Annotated in this window: 17 protein-coding genes; 9 read left to right on the top strand and 8 right to left on the bottom strand. The window is 35.2% G+C overall.

Annotated features, from left to right (window positions below):
- Positions 1–181: 181 nt before the first annotated feature.
- Positions 182–1210, top strand: a complete 1029-nt coding sequence (locus ABWH96_RS10085; RefSeq protein ID WP_375581326.1) for a LacI family DNA-binding transcriptional regulator — start codon at positions 182–184, stop codon at positions 1208–1210.
- Positions 1211–1569: 359 nt separating this feature from the next.
- Here the strand turns inward: ABWH96_RS10085 and ABWH96_RS10080 are convergent, their stop codons facing one another.
- Together ABWH96_RS10080 and kdsA are read right to left on the bottom strand one after the other, a co-directional pair.
- Positions 1570–2511 (bottom strand): SIS domain-containing protein, encoded by a 942-nt coding sequence (locus ABWH96_RS10080; protein WP_375581325.1) that lies wholly within the window; start codon positions 2509–2511, stop codon positions 1570–1572.
- The gene (gene kdsA / locus ABWH96_RS10075) at positions 2508–3296 is read right to left on the bottom strand and encodes a 3-deoxy-8-phosphooctulonate synthase (protein ID WP_375581324.1); all 789 of its coding nucleotides are present in this window, start codon (positions 3294–3296) and stop codon (positions 2508–2510) included. Before kdsA ends, ABWH96_RS10080 begins: the two co-directional genes overlap by 4 nt.
- A gap of 767 nt (positions 3297–4063) precedes the next feature.
- Between kdsA and ABWH96_RS10070 the strand changes: the two genes are divergently transcribed.
- The 4 genes from ABWH96_RS10070 to ABWH96_RS10055 are packed head-to-tail and all read left to right on the top strand — an operon-like array spanning position 4064 to position 9251.
- Complete coding sequence (locus ABWH96_RS10070) at positions 4064–6496, top strand: glycoside hydrolase family 31 protein (protein ID WP_375581323.1); 2433 nt, start codon at positions 4064–4066, stop codon at positions 6494–6496.
- Between the two features lie 36 nt (positions 6497–6532).
- Positions 6533–7738, top strand: coding sequence for an alpha-amylase family glycosyl hydrolase (locus tag ABWH96_RS10065; protein ID WP_375581322.1), 1206 nt, complete (start codon positions 6533–6535; stop codon positions 7736–7738).
- Positions 7633–7917, top strand: coding sequence for an alpha-glucosidase C-terminal domain-containing protein (locus ABWH96_RS10060; protein ID WP_375581321.1), 285 nt, complete (start codon positions 7633–7635; stop codon positions 7915–7917). Before ABWH96_RS10065 ends, ABWH96_RS10060 begins: the two co-directional genes overlap by 106 nt.
- Positions 7917–9251 (top strand): MFS transporter, encoded by a 1335-nt coding sequence (locus ABWH96_RS10055; protein ID WP_375581320.1) that lies wholly within the window; start codon positions 7917–7919, stop codon positions 9249–9251. Before ABWH96_RS10060 ends, ABWH96_RS10055 begins: the two co-directional genes overlap by 1 nt.
- A 17-nt stretch (positions 9252–9268) precedes the next feature.
- Here ABWH96_RS10055 and xerD read toward each other — a convergent pair whose 3' ends face one another.
- On the bottom strand, positions 9269–10171 hold the full coding sequence (gene xerD / locus ABWH96_RS10050; protein WP_375581319.1) for a site-specific tyrosine recombinase XerD: 903 nt from the start codon (positions 10169–10171) through the stop codon (positions 9269–9271).
- Positions 10172–10182: 11 nt separating this feature from the next.
- On the opposite strand from xerD, the gene aroQ reads away from it, so the two are divergent.
- From aroQ to ABWH96_RS10030, 4 genes are all read left to right on the top strand, one after another.
- Complete coding sequence (aroQ, locus tag ABWH96_RS10045) at positions 10183–10611, top strand: type II 3-dehydroquinate dehydratase (protein WP_375581318.1); 429 nt, start codon at positions 10183–10185, stop codon at positions 10609–10611.
- Positions 10612–10619: 8 nt separating this feature from the next.
- Positions 10620–10994, top strand: coding sequence for a methylglyoxal synthase (locus ABWH96_RS10040; RefSeq protein WP_375581317.1), 375 nt, complete (start codon positions 10620–10622; stop codon positions 10992–10994).
- Positions 10995–11253: 259 nt separating this feature from the next.
- Entirely contained in the window at positions 11254–12972 is a 1719-nt protein-coding gene (locus ABWH96_RS10035; protein ID WP_375581316.1) for an FMN-binding glutamate synthase family protein, read from the top strand.
- A 217-nt stretch (positions 12973–13189) separates the two neighbouring features.
- Entirely contained in the window at positions 13190–13876 is a 687-nt protein-coding gene (locus ABWH96_RS10030) for an FRG domain-containing protein (RefSeq protein ID WP_375581315.1), read from the top strand.
- 22 nt (positions 13877–13898) lie between these two features.
- On the opposite strand, the gene ABWH96_RS10025 is transcribed toward ABWH96_RS10030, so the two are convergent.
- The 5 genes from ABWH96_RS10025 to ABWH96_RS10005 form a co-directional block, all read right to left on the bottom strand.
- Positions 13899–14165, bottom strand: a complete 267-nt coding sequence (locus tag ABWH96_RS10025) for a hypothetical protein (RefSeq protein WP_375581314.1) — start codon at positions 14163–14165, stop codon at positions 13899–13901.
- A 54-nt stretch (positions 14166–14219) separates the two neighbouring features.
- Positions 14220–14657 (bottom strand): hypothetical protein, encoded by a 438-nt coding sequence (locus tag ABWH96_RS10020; RefSeq protein WP_375581313.1) that lies wholly within the window; start codon positions 14655–14657, stop codon positions 14220–14222.
- A 254-nt stretch (positions 14658–14911) separates the two neighbouring features.
- The gene (locus ABWH96_RS10015; RefSeq protein WP_375581312.1) at positions 14912–15145 is read right to left on the bottom strand and encodes a hypothetical protein; all 234 of its coding nucleotides are present in this window, start codon (positions 15143–15145) and stop codon (positions 14912–14914) included.
- The gene (locus tag ABWH96_RS10010) at positions 15117–15479 is read right to left on the bottom strand and encodes a transposase (protein WP_375581311.1); all 363 of its coding nucleotides are present in this window, start codon (positions 15477–15479) and stop codon (positions 15117–15119) included. The genes ABWH96_RS10015 and ABWH96_RS10010 overlap by 29 nt, the downstream gene beginning before the upstream one ends.
- A gap of 314 nt (positions 15480–15793) precedes the next feature.
- Positions 15794–16576, bottom strand: a complete 783-nt coding sequence (locus ABWH96_RS10005; RefSeq protein WP_375581310.1) for a hypothetical protein — start codon at positions 16574–16576, stop codon at positions 15794–15796.
- Between the last annotated feature and the right edge of the window lie 190 nt (positions 16577–16766).

Here is a 16766-nt window from a genome sequence, read left to right as displayed (position 1 = left end):
TGTGCTAATTGGAAGAGAAATCCTTATGAAATTTGAAATCAATCGAATAAAAAAACAGAGATGAAATAGTCATAAACCTGACACACTAACCGAAATGAATATAACAGATCATTAAAGGTTGGCTAAGTAGGCTTTTGAACTTTGACTATTCCATGTGACCGTTGAAAATAAACATATACACATGAAAAAGGCTAACATTACTATAAAAGATATTGCAAAAGAATTAGGAGTATCACCCTCCACAGTCTCTCGTGCCTTAAAAGATCATCCTGATATCAGCCAAGAAACTAAAAATCAAATTAATGACTTGGCTAAAAAGTTGAATTATCAACCCAATACGGTTGCATTAAGCCTTAGACAAAGCAAAACCAATACCATAGGAGTAATCATACCTGAGATTGCTCACTTTTTCTTTTCGGCAGTCATCAGCGGAATAGAGGATATCGCACATGATGCCGGATACCACGTTATCATCACCCAATCAAATGAATCATTTGAACGAGAAGTGATGAACACAAAAGCTTTATTTAATTCCCGTGTAGATGGTATTTTAATGTCTGTTTCTAGGGAAACAGAAAATTACGAACATTTGCAAAGCCTATTAGATTATGATATTCCTTTGGTCTTTTTTGATAGAATTATCGATTCACTTAATGCTTGTAAGGTAATAGTGAATGACGAACAGGGTGCTTATGAAGCCACTACTCATCTTATTGAGCAAGGCTGCTATAGAATTGCACATTTAGCAGGACCACAAAATTTAGCAATTAGCAAAAATAGATTGAATGGGTATAAGGCCGCATTGGCAGATAACCGTTATATGATTGATGATAATCTGATTAAAGTCTGTGGATTAGGCACTTTTGAAGAAGCAGAATCTATAACCAATGAAATCTTAGATTATCGCTTTCCTCCAGATGCCTTATTTGCAAATAATGATGTGGCCGCATACGGTGCTATGATGGCCATTCGAAAGAAAAAATTAAGGATTCCAGAAGATATTGCCATAGTAGGTTTTAGCAACTGGCGATTCTCAAGCCTTATTCAGCCGGCTCTCTCCTCTGTTACTCAACCTGGTTTTAAAATGGGTCAAGAAGCTACTCGTTTATTGATGAAACAAATTAATAAAGCAGAAGATGAGGAGAGTATAACAGAAACTATCTCTTTGAAAACTAATTTGGTGGTGAGGGAGTCTTCTAAGAAGATTTGAAAAACATAATAATAAACTATTAATACTTAAAATCTAAAACTCGCTAGTAGTCCCATGAACATAAATTTTCAATAAAATAGGGTCTTATCTATTTATTGACTCAAAAACAAACCTCTTTGCTTCGATTTTTCTTTTTTTCTTTTTGCTTAATCAAAAAGAAACAAAAAATCAAGAAAGTTTAATGTCAGCCAGAGGCTGACCAGCCTCTGGCTGGCTTCATCCCTCAATCCCTATGCTGGCCCGCTAAACTTTCATCCATCCCGCTTTTCCGAGTTCCTCGGAAGTGGGCGAGGTAGTTCTAATCTAATGGATTCAATTTAATAGCCATAAATCTACGATCTAATTTTTCTTTCTAAACTTTACAAATCGTAAACCTGCAGTACTCCAACACATTTTTGGTTTTCGACCACCAAAAGCGTGTTGATTTTACGTTCCATCATCAATTCTTCAGCATTTTTCAACTTCATATCCTTATCAATGGAAATAGGCGATATTGTCATGATATCCTTTGCTTTAAGACTTAAAAAGGATTCCTTTTTAGCATTCATCCCCCTTCTTAAATCACCATCAGTAATAACCCCTATTAATTCGTCATTTTCCTCCACTATGGCGAGGCCTAACCTACCATTTGAAATAGTATGAATCACCACATCCATATCACTTTGAGAATCAATTAAAGGTAAATCTGATGAACGCATGACATCCTTTACAGTCATCAATAACCTTCTCCCCAATGACCCACCAGGATGGAAAAGTGCAAAATGTTCGGGTTTAAAATCACGCTCTTTCATTAGCGCCACAGCCAATGCATCACCCATCACTAAAGTGGCTGTGGTTGATGAAGTAGGTGCTAAATCTAATGGACAAGCTTCTTGTTCAACATGTACATTCAAATGGTAATGTGTGTTTTTAGCCAATGTAGACTCAGGATTTCCACTTACACCTATTATTTTGTTACCATTTCGTAAGAAAAAGGGGATGATTTTTAGTAATTCGTCCGTTTCTCCTGAATTTGATATCGCCATTACAATATCATCTTCTTGGATTAAACCTAAATCACCATGATAGGCCTCTCCCGGATGTAAGAAGTAACTAGGTGTTCCTGTGCTTGAAAAAGTAGCTGCAATCTTCTTCCCAATTATACCGGATTTACCCATGCCCGTAACTATGAGTTTGCCCTTACTATCCATAATAGCATGTACTGCTTGCTCAAAGTCGGAGGTAAGTAAGCCTTCTAAATCTTTAATAGATTTAGCTTCTATAGCAATGGTTTCTTTGGCTGATTCTATAATCCGACTCATTGAATTAATTTTTTAATTAAACCTTTTAAATCTTTTAAATACAATTGGTTGGGTCCATCACTCCATGCTTCTTCAGGATTAGGATGAGACTCTATGAAATACCCATTAGCACCAAATGCTTTTGCTGCCAATGCCATATTAGGTACAAATTCTCTATTTCCTCCAGTTTTACCTCCTGCTCCTCCAGGGCGTTGCACTGAGTGAGTACAGTCCATAATAACAGGAAAACCATGCTGCAACATATCTGGAATATTTCTGAAATCCACTACTAAATTATTGTAGCCATACATATTGCCGCGTTCGGTCAACATCACCTGTTTGTTTCCAGCTTGCACTACTTTCTGACATGGGTAAAGCATATCTTCACCAGATAAAAATTGCGCTTTTTTAATATTTACAATTTTACCTGTTTCTGCTGCAGCTAGTAGCAAATCAGTTTGGCGACACAAAAAAGCAGGAATTTGCATGATGTCGACTACTTCTTGTAGTAATTTTGGTTGATAAGATTCATGCACATCAGTCGTCACTGGAAGATTGTATGCAGTTTTAATCTCTTGTAACCATTCTTTTCCTTCTTCCAAACCAGGCCCACGCTTAGCTGAAGCTGAGGTGCGATTGGCTTTATCAAATGAAGATTTAAAGATAATTTCTACACCTAATTCATCTTTGATAGCGACCAATTCTTTGGCAACTGTATGAAGTAAATCCATACTTTCCATCACGCATGGCCCCACAATAAAAAAAGGTTTATCTGAAGTTAGTTTTTGATATAATTCTTGCGACATGTATATAATTATAAAAAGGTGTAGCCTTAAAAGGTAATTGTAAATGCAAAGTTGCTACTTTAAATTACAAAACTGAAATAAATAACTTGCTTTTATTGGCTGTTCGATCCTTTGATTGTAACACAAAATTAAATATTATCTCAGTAATTCAAAGCTTACTTTATATTGCAATTTTTCGATGGTCGGTGTGCCACCAAACACTGACTCAGTGTCGTTAAGCCAAGCTATGTATAATATCAACTCCTTTTTTAAGTACTTGTCTTGCTATTATTTTTCATTTTTTTTAGTCCTGAAAGGGCGTCATATCATAACACAGGGTGGTGCCCTGTGTTAAAAAACAGCTCAAAAGCCCTGAAAGGGCGTAATATTGCGCCCTTTCAGGGCTTTTGTATCCGGATTTATTTATGTAGGGCTTCACCCTACATTATGATATATCAGCCCTTTGGGCCTAAAAGTAAGCAGTTATCTTGCTAAATTTGAATGGAAGATACCTTAAACTTTTTTTTGAATTTACCCCTCAATTTATCAGCTACTTGTCTAGTGTTAATTCTTAACTTAACGACATTGAATACAAGCTAGTAATCAAGAAGAACACAATTTTCCATTCCATTAATTCAACATCTTTAAAAAGCCATACTTATAAATTTTTAAATACAAAAAGTTAAATTGCAAACGAAATCGCAAACGATTGCATTAAATTTATGTTAGAATCAATATTGTTCGATTTTAATATTCAATAGCTTAGCGGTTCTTAAAAGGCATTACAAATGATTAATTCACAAACCATAAATAAATCAAACCTTAACCTCCATTGTGGAAAAATTGATAGCTATAAGCGCAATGCTTATGGTATTTCAGGTAAAACTGAAAACGCATTTTTCAGGATATCTGTGGTTCAAAAAGGTATTTTTAAAATTCATTTGAGCCGTACGGAAGAATTCGATGAGCATTCCTATGCCGTGATTTCAAAATCTGTAGGCATAGATTTTTCAATTATTGATGCAAATGGTCATTTAGAACTGAAAACCGAATCTTTAACATTAGAGATCAAGAAGGATCCTTTTACAGTTATATTTAAGGATGTAAAAGGGAATATCATCAATGAGGATGACCTAGCTTTAGGGACTTCCTGGATAGGTGAGCAAGTAACCACTTACAAAAAACTGCAAGAAGGAGAAAGATTTATTGGATTAGGTGAAAAAACAGGCCCATTGGATAGAAAAGGCAATGGTTACCAAAACTGGAATACCGATCATTTCGGATATCCGCCTGATAGTGACCCATTATATTGCACCACTCCATTTTATATAGGAATCCACCAAGGACTTTCTTATGGAATCTATTTAGATAATTCCCATAAAACGCATTTCAATTTTGGTGCTTCTAACAGAAGGTTTTCAAGCTTTTCTGCTGATCAGGGTGATATGGCTTATTATTTTATCCATGAAGAAAGCATAGAAGAAATCATCAGTTCTTATACGGATTTGACTGGTAGAATGGAACTCCCTCCTATTTGGAGTTTGGGTTACCAACAATGTAGATATAGTTACAAACCTGACAAGGAAGTATTAAGTATAGCAAAGTTCTTTAGAGAGAAGGAAATCCCTGCTGATGTGATTGTATTGGACATTCATCATATGGAGCAGTATAAAATCTTCACCTGGGATGGTAAAGATTTCCCAAATCCGCAGCAAATGATTAAAAAGCTGGAGGAAATGGGCTTTAAAGTAGTCGTAATCTGTGATCCTGGGATTAAAATAGAAGAAGGTTATGAAGCCTATGATTCTGGTAAAAAGGAAGACGTTTTCATAAAATATCCTGATGGGGAATATTATGAAGGCGAAGTATGGCCAGGATGGTGTCATTTCCCTGATTTCACTAAACCTACCGTAAGAAATTGGTGGCAAGAAAAACTAAAAGCTTATACCGATTTGGGCATTTTAGGATTATGGAATGACATGAACGAAATTGCTACCTGGGGTCAGCATTTGCCTGAATTAATGGAATTTGATTATGAAGGTGAAAAAGCTTCCACTCGCAAAGCAAGAAACGTTTACGGAATGCAAATGGCCAGAAGTACCTATGAAGGAGCCAAACAAAATTCCCCCAATAAAAGGGTGTTTAATTTAACCAGAGCTGGTTTTTCGGGTATTCAACGATATGCAGCTGTTTGGACAGGCGATAATGTGGCAGATGATGAACATATGCTTTTGGGTGTTCGCTTAGTTAATAGTTTGGGCTTGGCAGGAGTTGCATTTTCAGGTTATGATATTGGTGGTTTTGCAGGAGATGCTGATAGCCAACTCTTTGCGAGATGGATTTCCATTGGTGCTTTTGCGCCTTTTTTCAGAGGCCACAGCATGATTAATAGTCGTGATTCAGAGCCTTGGGCTTATGGAGAGGAAGTGGAAGAAATTTCCAGAAATTATATTAACCTGCGTTATAAAATGATGCCTTATATTTATTCAGCATTTTATAAAGCGCATGAAAAAGGAATACCTGTTGCCAGAAGTTTGGCCATCTACCATCCACATGATGCCAAGATTTACAATTCATTGTATGAAAACCAGTATTTCTTTGGGCCTGATATTATGGTGGCACCAGTTGCCAGTAAGGTCAATTTAGCAAAGGTTTATTTTCCTGAAGGGGAATGGTACGATTTATTTGATGATACTTTTTACAGAGGAAATCAGGAGGTAATTGTAGAATGCCCTATTGAGCGATTACCTGTTTTTGTAAGGGCTTCAGCAATCATTCCGATGCAGGATAAGCTCGAAAATTTAAGTAACAACCATAATGATTGCCTTCATTTGCATATTTATGGTGGGAAAGAAGATAATAGCTATGAATATTATGAGGATGATGGTGAATCTTTCAATCATGTGAACGGAGAGTATTATAAAAGATTGATTGAGTTTATTCCTGAGAAAAGGCAATTGATTTTACATCCTAAAACAGGGAACTATAATTCTCAATACCATAAAATTCAACTATTCTTTCATGGTTTTGAAGGCAAGATAAATGGTAAAATTCAAATTAATCAACAAACCATACCGTTAGAAAAAGTGGACTTTAATTTTATAGATCAAATTTCTAATTTCGATCCATTACCTGAAAACGAAAGGATTAACCTTAAGGTCAACGATTTACCAAATGCAACTTTCAATTTGGAGGATGACAAAATTGAGGTAAACTGGTGATACAATTTAGATTACTTATTATTTCCCAATAACCCTATGAGAATACATTTTTTTATAGTATTAATTGCGCTATCAGCACTGAATTACTCATGCGAATCTGTTCAAGATGAAATGCAGAAAGATATAATCCTTACCTATCCTGAAAAAGCTAAGGATATGAATATTTATGAGGTGAATATCAGGCAGTATACTCCAGAAGGGACTATTAATTCATTTATTCCTCATATTGACCGATTAAAAAATATGGGGGTAGATATTTTATGGATTATGCCGGTACAACCCATAGGTGAGAAAAACAGAAAAGAGCCGCTAGGGAGTTATTATTCAATCAAAAACTTCACTGAGGTCAATTCAAATTTCGGAAGCTTGGATGATTTCAAAAAACTAGTTAAAAAAGCCCATGAAAAGGATATGGTAGTACTTTTAGATTGGGTGGCCAATCATACTGCCTATGATCACCATTGGGCAGAAGAACACCCTGAATATTACAATTTGGATTCTGTGGGAAATCTACAATCTCCAGTTGAAGACTGGACCGATGTGGCAGATCTGAATTATGAAAATGAAGACTTGCACCAAGCCATGATCCAGGATATGAAATTCTGGATAAGTGAAGCTAATATTGATGGATTTAGATGTGATATGGCTGGCATGGTCCCCAATGAATTCTGGAAAAAAGCAATTGATAGTTTAGAAGCACAAAAAGATATTTTCATGCTAGCAGAATGGGAAGGACCTAAAATGCATAATGCTGGCTTTGACATGACGTATGGATGGGAATTACACCATATGTTAAATGATATAGCTAATGGAAAAGCAAATGCAGATTCTGTAGTGGCTTATTTAGAAAAAGATGCTGAAAAATATGATTCAACAGCCTTCAGAATGTATTTTACTTCTAATCATGATGAAAATAGCTGGGCTGGAACTGTTTTCGAAAGAATGGGAGATGCATATAAAGCAATGGCTGTCTTAACGGCTACTATTCCAGGCATGCCATTAATCTATAGCGGGCAAGAAGCTGGATTAGACAAAAGATTACCCTTTTTCGAGAAAGACAGCATTGATTGGTCAAATCTAGCCTATGAAGATTTCTACAGTCAATTATTGATGCTAAAGAAGAATAATCCTGCTCTATGGAATGGTGCATTCGGGGGCCTTTTGAAGAAATCAACACCGAACAAAAATCTTCATATATATTGGCTTTCAGCCGTAAAAAAGATAAAAATGAGGTGCTTGTAATTTTAAATTTATCAGACAGTACCCAAAACTTGAAAATAGATCGTAGATATGAAGGGAAAAGCTATCAGAAAGCCAGTAATCCACAACTAAATGTTACTTTTTCTGAAAATCAAGAACCTTTAGCATTTGATCCTTGGTCATATATGATTCTAACTAAAAATAGCTTGAACACTAAATAATGGATAATATATCAATCGAATCCAAGAAGCCAAAATTAAACTTTTGGGAAATTTGGAACATGAGTTTTGGTTTTTTAGGTATTCAATTTGGCTTTGCCTTACAAAATGCAAACGTCAGTAGAATATTCGAAACCTTGGGAGCGGAAAAAGACAGCTTACCTATTTTATGGTTAGCAGCTCCTGTGACTGGACTAATTGTTCAACCTATCATTGGTTATTATTCCGATAGGACTTGGATTCCCAAATGGGGAAGAAGAAGACCGTTCTTTGCAATTGGTGCTATTTTAGCTACGATTGCTCTATTCATTATGCCAAACTCCCCTAGTTTGTGGATTGCAGCTGGTTTGCTTTGGATTATGGATGGGTCAATTAATGTCAGCATGGAGCCATTCAGGGCATTTGTTGGTGATGTACTGCCTAATGAACAGCGAACCAAAGGATTTGCCATGCAAGCCTTTTTTATCGGTATTGGAGCAGTTATAGCCTCTATCCTTCCCTATGTACTGACTAATTGGCTTGGATTTGATAATACTGCTCCCGATGGACAAATCCCTGATTCGGTAAAATGGTCTTTTTACATTGGTGGAGTTGCTTTTTTCTCTGCCGTAATGTGGACTGTTTTCAACTCCAAAGAATATCCACCTGATGATATAGAAAAACTCAAACTGGAAAACAGTGAAAGAGGAGTATTTACTGGCTTGGCGGAATCCTTCATAGGCATATTTAAAATGCCTAAAACCATGGTTCAGTTGGCTTTCGTTCAGTTTTTTTCCTGGTTTGCATTATTTGCGATGTGGATTTATACCACCCCTGCCGTAACAGAGCATGTTTACGGTACAATCGATACAAAATCAGCACTTTATAATGAAGGAGCCAATTGGGTAGGCATTATGTTTGGCGTATATAATGGGGTTGCCGCATTAGCAGCATTTTTATTACCTCAACTAGCAAAATATTTCGGTAGAAAGGGAACTCACCTGATTGCTTTATTTTGTGGAGCAGCAGGTTTAATTTCAATATTCTACATTACTGAACCGAATATACTTATTCTTAGCATGATAGGTGTAGGGATCGCCTGGGCAAGTATCCTATCAGTACCCTATGCAATGTTGAGCAGTGCTTTACCTGCCAATAAAATGGGGTATTATATGGGTGTATTCAACTTCTTTATTGTAATCCCTCAAATTGTAGCTGCTGGTATTTTAGGTTTCATTCTGAAAAATTATTTCAATAATGATGCTATTTATGCACTTATTATTGGCGGTGTTTCCATGATTTTGGCAGGACTTTTAAGCCTAGCCGTGAATGATCATGATCAAGAAAAGAAGGTTTAAACCGACTATTAACTACTTTATTTTGCCCTAGGATGAAATTCTTGTAAAGTCTGGCTTAGAAAGTCCCTATCCAAGTGCGTATAAATTTCCGTAGTGGTAATGGATTCATGCCCTAACATTTCTTGAACTGCCCTTAAATCTGCTCCACCTTCAATCAAATGGGTGGCAAATGAATGACGGAAAGTATGTGGGCTCACTTTCTTTTTCAAGCCTGATAGTGCAACTTGTTTTTTTATCATAGTAAAAACAGAAATTCGGCTTATCGAGCCTCCAAATCGATTTAAGAATACAAAATCCTTAGCTTCAGGTTTTGCATTTTGATGAACCCGTACTTCATTAATATAAATTTTCAATTGCTTGGCTGCAGATTTCCCCATAGGAACCAGTCTTTCCTTACTCCCCTTACCTATTACCCTTAAAAAGCCTATGTCAAAATAAGTATTTGAAATTTTAAGATTGACCAGTTCGCTCACACGTAAACCAGAAGAATACAAAACTTCCAACATCGTCATATCTCGTTGTCCATTTGCTGTGCTTCTGTCTATAGATGAAATTATTTGTTCGATCTCTTCAAAACTTAATACATCCGGCAACTTTCTACCTAATTTTGGAGCCTCCAATATTTCAGCAGGATTATCGCTAATAATATCCTCAAATACTAAATACTTAAAAAACCCCTTAATTCCTGAAACCACCCTTGCTTGAGTATGAACCGTCATCCCCAATTCATTCACATATTCTAGGAAATTATGTAAATCTGTAGCAGAAACTTCCAAAGGACCTACATTTCGATTGGAGATATCCAAAAACTGTTTTAGCTTTAACACATCATGTACATAAGCCGCAACAGAGTTTTCCGCTAAGGATCGCTCTAGCTGCAAATAATTTTTGTATTCAGTTAAAAATATGTCCCAAGCCATAATCGAAAGTAATGGATAAAAAGAGAATCATTATTATTAATGGCCCAAATTTAAACCTTTTAGGCAAAAGAGAACCAGAAATATACGGATCGGATTCTTTTGAAGAGTTTTTCAAGAAATTGCAAAACAAAAATCCAGGGTTACAATTGGAATATTATCAATCCAATATTGAAGGTAAATTAGTAAGTAAAATCCAACAAGCAGATGATGAATTTGATGGCATTTTACTGAATGCTGCTGCTTATACCCACACTTCTGTAGCCATTCATGATGCTATTGGTGCTATTGCAGTTCCAGTAGTTGAAATCCATATTTCTAATATTTATAAGAGGGAAGAATTCAGACATAAAAGCCTAATTTCATCCAAATGTGTGGGGATGATCTCGGGATTAGGATTAAAAGGATATCAATTAGGTTTAGAATATTTTAAAAACAATTAAAAGAATAAATGAAAATTGCAATTATAGCCCACGATGGGAAAAAGCCAGAAATGGTATCTTTTCTCAATAAAAACAAAGATAAGCTTGGTGAAATTTCTTTAGTAGCCACTGGCACTACAGGTAAGTATGTAGAAAACACAGGACTATCAGTTGAAAAATTACTTTCCGGCCCAATTGGTGGAGATGCACAAATAGCAGCCCTTTCAGCTGAAAAGAAATTGGAAATGGTGCTCTTTTTCAGAGATCCATTAGGCAAGCACCCGCATGAACCGGATGTTCAAATGTTGATGCGTATTTGTGATGTTCACAATATTCCAATCGCCACAAATCCGGCCACCGCGCAATTACTAATTGATGCTTTTTGGAATAAGCAGATGGGGTGATAAATTATTTAATATACACTTTCAAATAGTCCAACTACTACTCATTGAAGGTGTTCCCACCTTTTACTACTCCTCTTTGAAGGTGTTTTCACCTTCAAATTTCAGTGAGGTTTCAACGTATCAACAGGAATTTTGAGTGAAAACACCCAAACGAGGGTGTTGGTGAGCCAAGGAAGATTAATTTTAATTATTCGACCAATGCTATTGCTAAAGCTTATAGATTGTACTATATTACCAATAACTATAAACTTTTCATGCTATGGCAGAACGTGAATTTATTCAATCAGGCACAACCGGTCCCCGCTTAAAGTACATTTTCAAAATCTTTAATAGCTATACAAGTGGCTGGATAATTTCCGCTCTTATTTTAACCGCTGCTTATGGCTATTTTTTTCAGTACGAATTTTTACAAGAATCGGGTCCAGTAAAATTAGCTCTTACATTAGGTGGCGAATTTCTTCTATCCCTTCTCATCACGGGACTGATCACCTTATATATCTATGATAAAAGACAGACTGATACGCCTATACAACGTGTTTTCCCAGTAGTGATTTGGGGTAGAAAATTTTTAGTAAAAGTGGGGCCCCTATTAAGGCAGTATTTATTCTCCAATGACCAAGAAGAAACGCCTTACAATAGAATCACCAGAAATTGGATTTATGCCACTTCTGCAGGAGTGAGCAACACCATTGGCTTTGGTAGCCAAATCGATATGGATAAAGTAGGCACTACGCTCATTATGCCCGCTACATTTACCAATACTAAAACCAAAACAGGAGATGAAACAGGGCACTTTTATAAAAAAGTAATAGGCGAACATACGGGAGTTCAAACATACACTTTAAATCATTTTGTACACATCAGTGCCATGTCATACGGAGCACTTTCTTATAATGCACATGCTGCACTTAGTAAAGGAGCTAAAATGGCGGGAATTTTACATAATACAGGTGAAGGTTCGCTCGCACCATGTCATGAATACGGTGGTGCTGATCTAGTTTTTCAAATTGGAACAGCCAAATATGGGATTAGGACAGAAGACGGTGATTTGGATGAAAGTTTACTAAAAGAAATGGCCGATCATCTTCAAGTGAAGATGTTTGAAATCAAATTGGCGCAAGGAGCTAAACCAGGTAAAGGGGGTATGTTGCTGAAGGAAAAGATCACAGCCGAAATAGCCCAGATAAGAAAAATTCCAATGGGAAAAGATGCCTATGCCCCAGCAAGACACAAAGAATTCTCTGATGTGGCAGGATTATTTGATTTTATCGATAAAGTCAGGAAGATTACCAATAAACCAGTAGGGATTAAAATGGTAATCGGGCATACCGTAGAGATTGAAGACATCGCCAAGAAAATGAAAGATGAGCCTGGTAGAGGCCCTGATTATATAGTAATAGATGGTGGAGACGGAGGAACAGGAGCCTCACCTCATGTCTTAAGTTCTTATGCCGGTTTACCTATGAAGCAAGCATTGGCTGTGGCAGATTGGGCTTTAAGACACAATGGCGTAAGAGATAAAGTAGTGTTGTTTGCCAGCGGTAAAATCGCTACTACTATTGACATAGCCGTAGCCATGGCATTAGGTGCAGATGCGGTTTACATTGCCAGAGGATTTATGTTATCACTAGGCTGTATTCAAGCTTTGGAATGTCATACCAATGCTTGTCCAACAGGAATTGCTACTCAAAATAAGAAATTACAAAAAGCATTGGATATAGAAGCTGCAGCCAAAAGAATTGCTACCTATGCTGATGCGCTCTATAAAGAAACCCAGATGTTAGCAGAATCATGCGGCTATGAAAGCCCTAATCAAATTACAGCGGATGATATTATGGTCGTTACCTCTCCAGGTCACTTAGATTATCTATCTGAATTACAAGGTATTTCTGCCTTTGAAGCCAGCCAAGAGAGAAGATTGGCTAAAGAAAGAAATATGAGTGTTGGAGAGATGAAGATGAGGCGGGAGGAGGTTTGATAAAAAATTGTTTAAGCGTACTTTATCATGAGATTTATGGTTTTCAAAGTTTTTGGTACGTTTTCCACTCAGCTTTAAGCTAGGTTAAGATTGGTAATGAAAATTTATTGTTGTATTTACATAGAGTTTTTACTTCTCATAATTTTATATTTTGACCGATTTTTCTTGAGAATATTAAAGCATAAGACAAATTACAATAATTAAAGCTACTTTTTACATGGAAAAAATTATTATTAATTCAATAGAAGATTTCATAGATAAGCTAACTTTCTTAGATGAAACAGATATATTTAGAGGTCAGCCTGATGTAAATTATAATTTAATTCCATCAATCGGAAGGATTCCATTTAAAAACCCAGAAAAGATTTTGGTTCAATTTGAAAAAGAAATCTTTAATGGTTTCAAAAGAAAAGCCCCACTTTTCATTGATAAAATCCCTAAGAATGAATACGAATGGTTAATACTTGCTCAACATTACGGTTTACCTACTCGACTATTAGATTGGACTTACAACCCATTAGTAGCTTTGTATTTTGCAATAGAAAATGAAAATAAGACTGATGCATGTATTTACCAAGGAATGTTCAGTTCATACATCACCTCTGAACAAATGAAGAATCAGAATCCATTTGAAGTTAAAATGTCAATGGGAGTAATACCAACTCTAGATAATAAGCGTTATTTATCACAGAATGGGCTTTTCTCTATTCATGCAAATCCTTACCAAGAAGATGTGAAGTTTGTAATTAACAAGTATATCATACCACTTAAAAGCAAAATTACAATGCGATGGAAACTAAGAAAACTTGGAATTACAAGGACTTCGATATTTCCACAATTGGACTCAATAGGATATGATATTTTACAAACTTATAACTCTAGATATGATGTTTATTTTAAATAATAATTCAGAGACACGCGCTTACTTAATCCTTCAATTTTTTGAATTGATTTAGTTGTAAATAAATACTTATTATAGTAAAACTAGATTCTTTTATCTCAGAAATATATTTTATGGTATTTTCAAAAGAATTTAAAGTTCCTGAATTCAGTTTTTGCTTTTGAAGTTCCTCAAAAATATAATTTAAAGAATAAATATCTGGTAATAGAAAAATTACCTTTATTAAATCATTAGGAATACTGGTATAAATAGTATTAAATACATCTTTATTTTTGATTATATTTTTGATCAAAGATATCTGATTATTTACATTAATGATATTCTCTGAGAAATCCCTGAAATTTTGCTACCCAAACCTTTCAAACAATTTTAACCAATGTTTAGCTTTTTCATTTAATTTCAGATTTCTTTTATTAATTATTTCCGTTAATATATTTCTCAACTCATCGATATGAATTGTATCTATTTTTGAAATTTCGTTATCAATTTTTTGTTTCTCATATAGAATTAATTGTATTTCAATTGCCTTATTATTTGATTCACTAATCTTATTAAATTCAATTTGGCTTTGTCTGTAGTTATGATATAATAATAAAATTGTAATAACTGAAACTACAAACCCTAATAGTCCATATACATGTGTTAAATCTTTAAGATTACCATTTGAAATAACATTGTCAACAATCCAATCTTCAATAAGGAAAAATGATGCAATACCTCCAACTACAATTAATATGATATATAATATTAGTATTTTGGTTGAAATAGGTTTGTGATTGTCCATATACTAAATTAAAGATTATTCTCAGTAAGTATACACATGTCCCAACTTAGTTCACACGTGTGTCCATACATACTGCTAATTTACATAATCAATAACTAAAAAATTGTATCGTCTAAAATAACTTTACAATAATAATTCACTAATAATTCACTAATAATCACACCCCAGCTGGTGCGTTCCGCATGTGTCTAATAGTTATTATCTAACACCCCCAAGCTGGCGCACGCGTTTTCGCGTGTGTCCATTTACAACCTCTAATCAACATAATCAATCTCCAAAACACCCTTCCCTCCACTATAATCAATTGCACTACTATATTTCCAATGATGAGCCTCATTTACAAATCCTGCAACTACTGGGTTCTGATGGATATAATTAACTTTTTGGTCGATTACTGCATTACTGTATAGTTCTATCGGTTTATTATTATGTTGCCATAATTGACTGCCTTTTACATTACTACTCTTTGAGCCTGCCCTCTTTAGCATCCAAAGTATCCCTGCCAGAGGCAGGCAGGCATTCCTTTCTACTTTCCTGTACATTTTCTTTTATGGATGCTTGCAATTGCTTGGAGGTAAATTCTTTAAACCTACCTAAAACTTTTTCCGGATTATTTTCTTTAGCTCTGAAAATCAAATGTAGATGACTTGGCATTATGCAATAACAATAAATTTCCATTCCTTTATTTTTTCGGCAGTAATCGAGGCTATCAATAAGGATTGAAAAATACTGTTCCCGTACCATCAAATCAATCCAATACACGGTTGCGAAACTGACGAAATATAGACCTTCTTTATTGTGGAATTTATATTTTCTGCTCATATACAAGCTAGGTTAAGGTTGATAATAGACAATTTTTCTTTTATTGGCTGACTTTTGATTAGGCGCATAGACACACGCGAAAACGCGTGCGCCAGCGCGCTAGCTTTATCTACCAGTTCTACATTTATTATAAATACTAAAGTAATTATACAGTAGGGATTAGCAAATTACTTTAACTAAAAGTTTATTGAAAGAATTAAGAAAATTTTAATAATCTGTAGAATTCCCTAACTACTGGCAGCAGCTGATGCGCTGGCGCACGCGTTTTCGCGTGTGTCCGATAGTTATTAACACACTCGGCTATTTAAAGCTCATCACTCCCCAAAACGCATAAATTCGCTATACTTATCCTTAATAAAAACCATAATTTCATAATCAGTGGATGATTTAATGAATTCCTCCTTAACATCCATAAAGCTTATAAAATCAGTGAGCAAATCTCCCTCTAAACCGACTATTCCTTTGACAATTTCACGGTTAAATCTCTTATTATTTATTATTCGCTCATCTTTTTCAGCTTTAAGCGCATAGTACTTCATTTTGGATTTATACTTACGATTGAACATTTTGGGAATTACATAAATGTCAATGGCATGAGGAGGAAGAATCCTTCCATTTTCCCAAAATCTCAGACTGTTATCTTCCTGAAACAAAGGTGGAATCTCAGCCATAGGTTTGGCCTGTGGAACACCATAGATTCTAAACTCCTTATCATCTTGATTTTCCATATTTTTCAACTTCTCACTAAAAACACTTGAATTTTTAGGCATATTGCTTACTTCCACCTCATCCAACTCAATGATTAATGGGCTCATATAAATCACAACTGGATTGATCTCATTTATAATGAATTCTTTACGATGATAATTAATATTGGAGATTAGTAAAGTATCAAAAGTTTGGGCTCGAATGCTAAATTGTCCTTTTTGGTTACTTATAGCAAAGGTTTTTTTGCTAAGGTTTATAATATGACTTCCTTCAATGGGTTCATTTGTATCCTCGTCAATTAAAAGTCCTTTTAGTTGCTTTTGAGCTTTCAAATGGGAAAAGCTTAATACCGAAAAGACAACAATTAATATTAATTTGAGGTGGTTCATCAAGGTTAATTTACTAAAATTAACGTAACAACTACCTTTTAAGTATGTTCTTAGCTAAGGAGATAATGCTACATTTATTCAATAGAAACACAAGAAACGCTTATGCTCTATGTTATTGATTTAAGGCAATCTTACTTCACCTGCAGAACTAAGGTTAAATCTGAGGCTTAATAAGGGCTGGATAAAAGGA

This window comes from Marivirga tractuosa (assembly GCF_042140215.1).
Lineage (GTDB): Bacteria > Bacteroidota > Bacteroidia > Cytophagales > Cyclobacteriaceae > Marivirga > Marivirga tractuosa_A.
This window is presented reverse-complemented; position numbering and strand designations above follow the sequence as displayed.

Coding starts and splice junctions, on each gene's coding strand:
- ABWH96_RS10085 (WP_375581326.1), top strand. CDS start 182: ATGAAAAAGGCTAACATTACTATAAAAGATATTGCAAAAGAATTAGGA.
- ABWH96_RS10080 (WP_375581325.1), bottom strand. CDS start 2,511: ATGAGTCGGATTATAGAATCAGCCAAAGAAACCATTGCTATAGAAGCT.
- kdsA (WP_375581324.1), bottom strand. CDS start 3,296: ATGTCGCAAGAATTATATCAAAAACTAACTTCAGATAAACCTTTTTTT.
- ABWH96_RS10070 (WP_375581323.1), top strand. CDS start 4,064: ATGATTAATTCACAAACCATAAATAAATCAAACCTTAACCTCCATTGT.
- ABWH96_RS10065 (WP_375581322.1), top strand. CDS start 6,533: ATGAGAATACATTTTTTTATAGTATTAATTGCGCTATCAGCACTGAAT.
- ABWH96_RS10060 (WP_375581321.1), top strand. CDS start 7,633: ATGGAATGGTGCATTCGGGGGCCTTTTGAAGAAATCAACACCGAACAA.
- ABWH96_RS10055 (WP_375581320.1), top strand. CDS start 7,917: ATGGATAATATATCAATCGAATCCAAGAAGCCAAAATTAAACTTTTGG.
- xerD (WP_375581319.1), bottom strand. CDS start 10,171: ATGGCTTGGGACATATTTTTAACTGAATACAAAAATTATTTGCAGCTA.
- aroQ (WP_375581318.1), top strand. CDS start 10,183: ATGGATAAAAAGAGAATCATTATTATTAATGGCCCAAATTTAAACCTT.
- ABWH96_RS10040 (WP_375581317.1), top strand. CDS start 10,620: ATGAAAATTGCAATTATAGCCCACGATGGGAAAAAGCCAGAAATGGTA.
- ABWH96_RS10035 (WP_375581316.1), top strand. CDS start 11,254: ATGGCAGAACGTGAATTTATTCAATCAGGCACAACCGGTCCCCGCTTA.
- ABWH96_RS10030 (WP_375581315.1), top strand. CDS start 13,190: ATGGAAAAAATTATTATTAATTCAATAGAAGATTTCATAGATAAGCTA.
- ABWH96_RS10020 (WP_375581313.1), bottom strand. CDS start 14,657: ATGGACAATCACAAACCTATTTCAACCAAAATACTAATATTATATATC.
- ABWH96_RS10015 (WP_375581312.1), bottom strand. CDS start 15,145: ATGCTAAAGAGGGCAGGCTCAAAGAGTAGTAATGTAAAAGGCAGTCAA.
- ABWH96_RS10010 (WP_375581311.1), bottom strand. CDS start 15,479: ATGAGCAGAAAATATAAATTCCACAATAAAGAAGGTCTATATTTCGTC.
- ABWH96_RS10005 (WP_375581310.1), bottom strand. CDS start 16,576: ATGAACCACCTCAAATTAATATTAATTGTTGTCTTTTCGGTATTAAGC.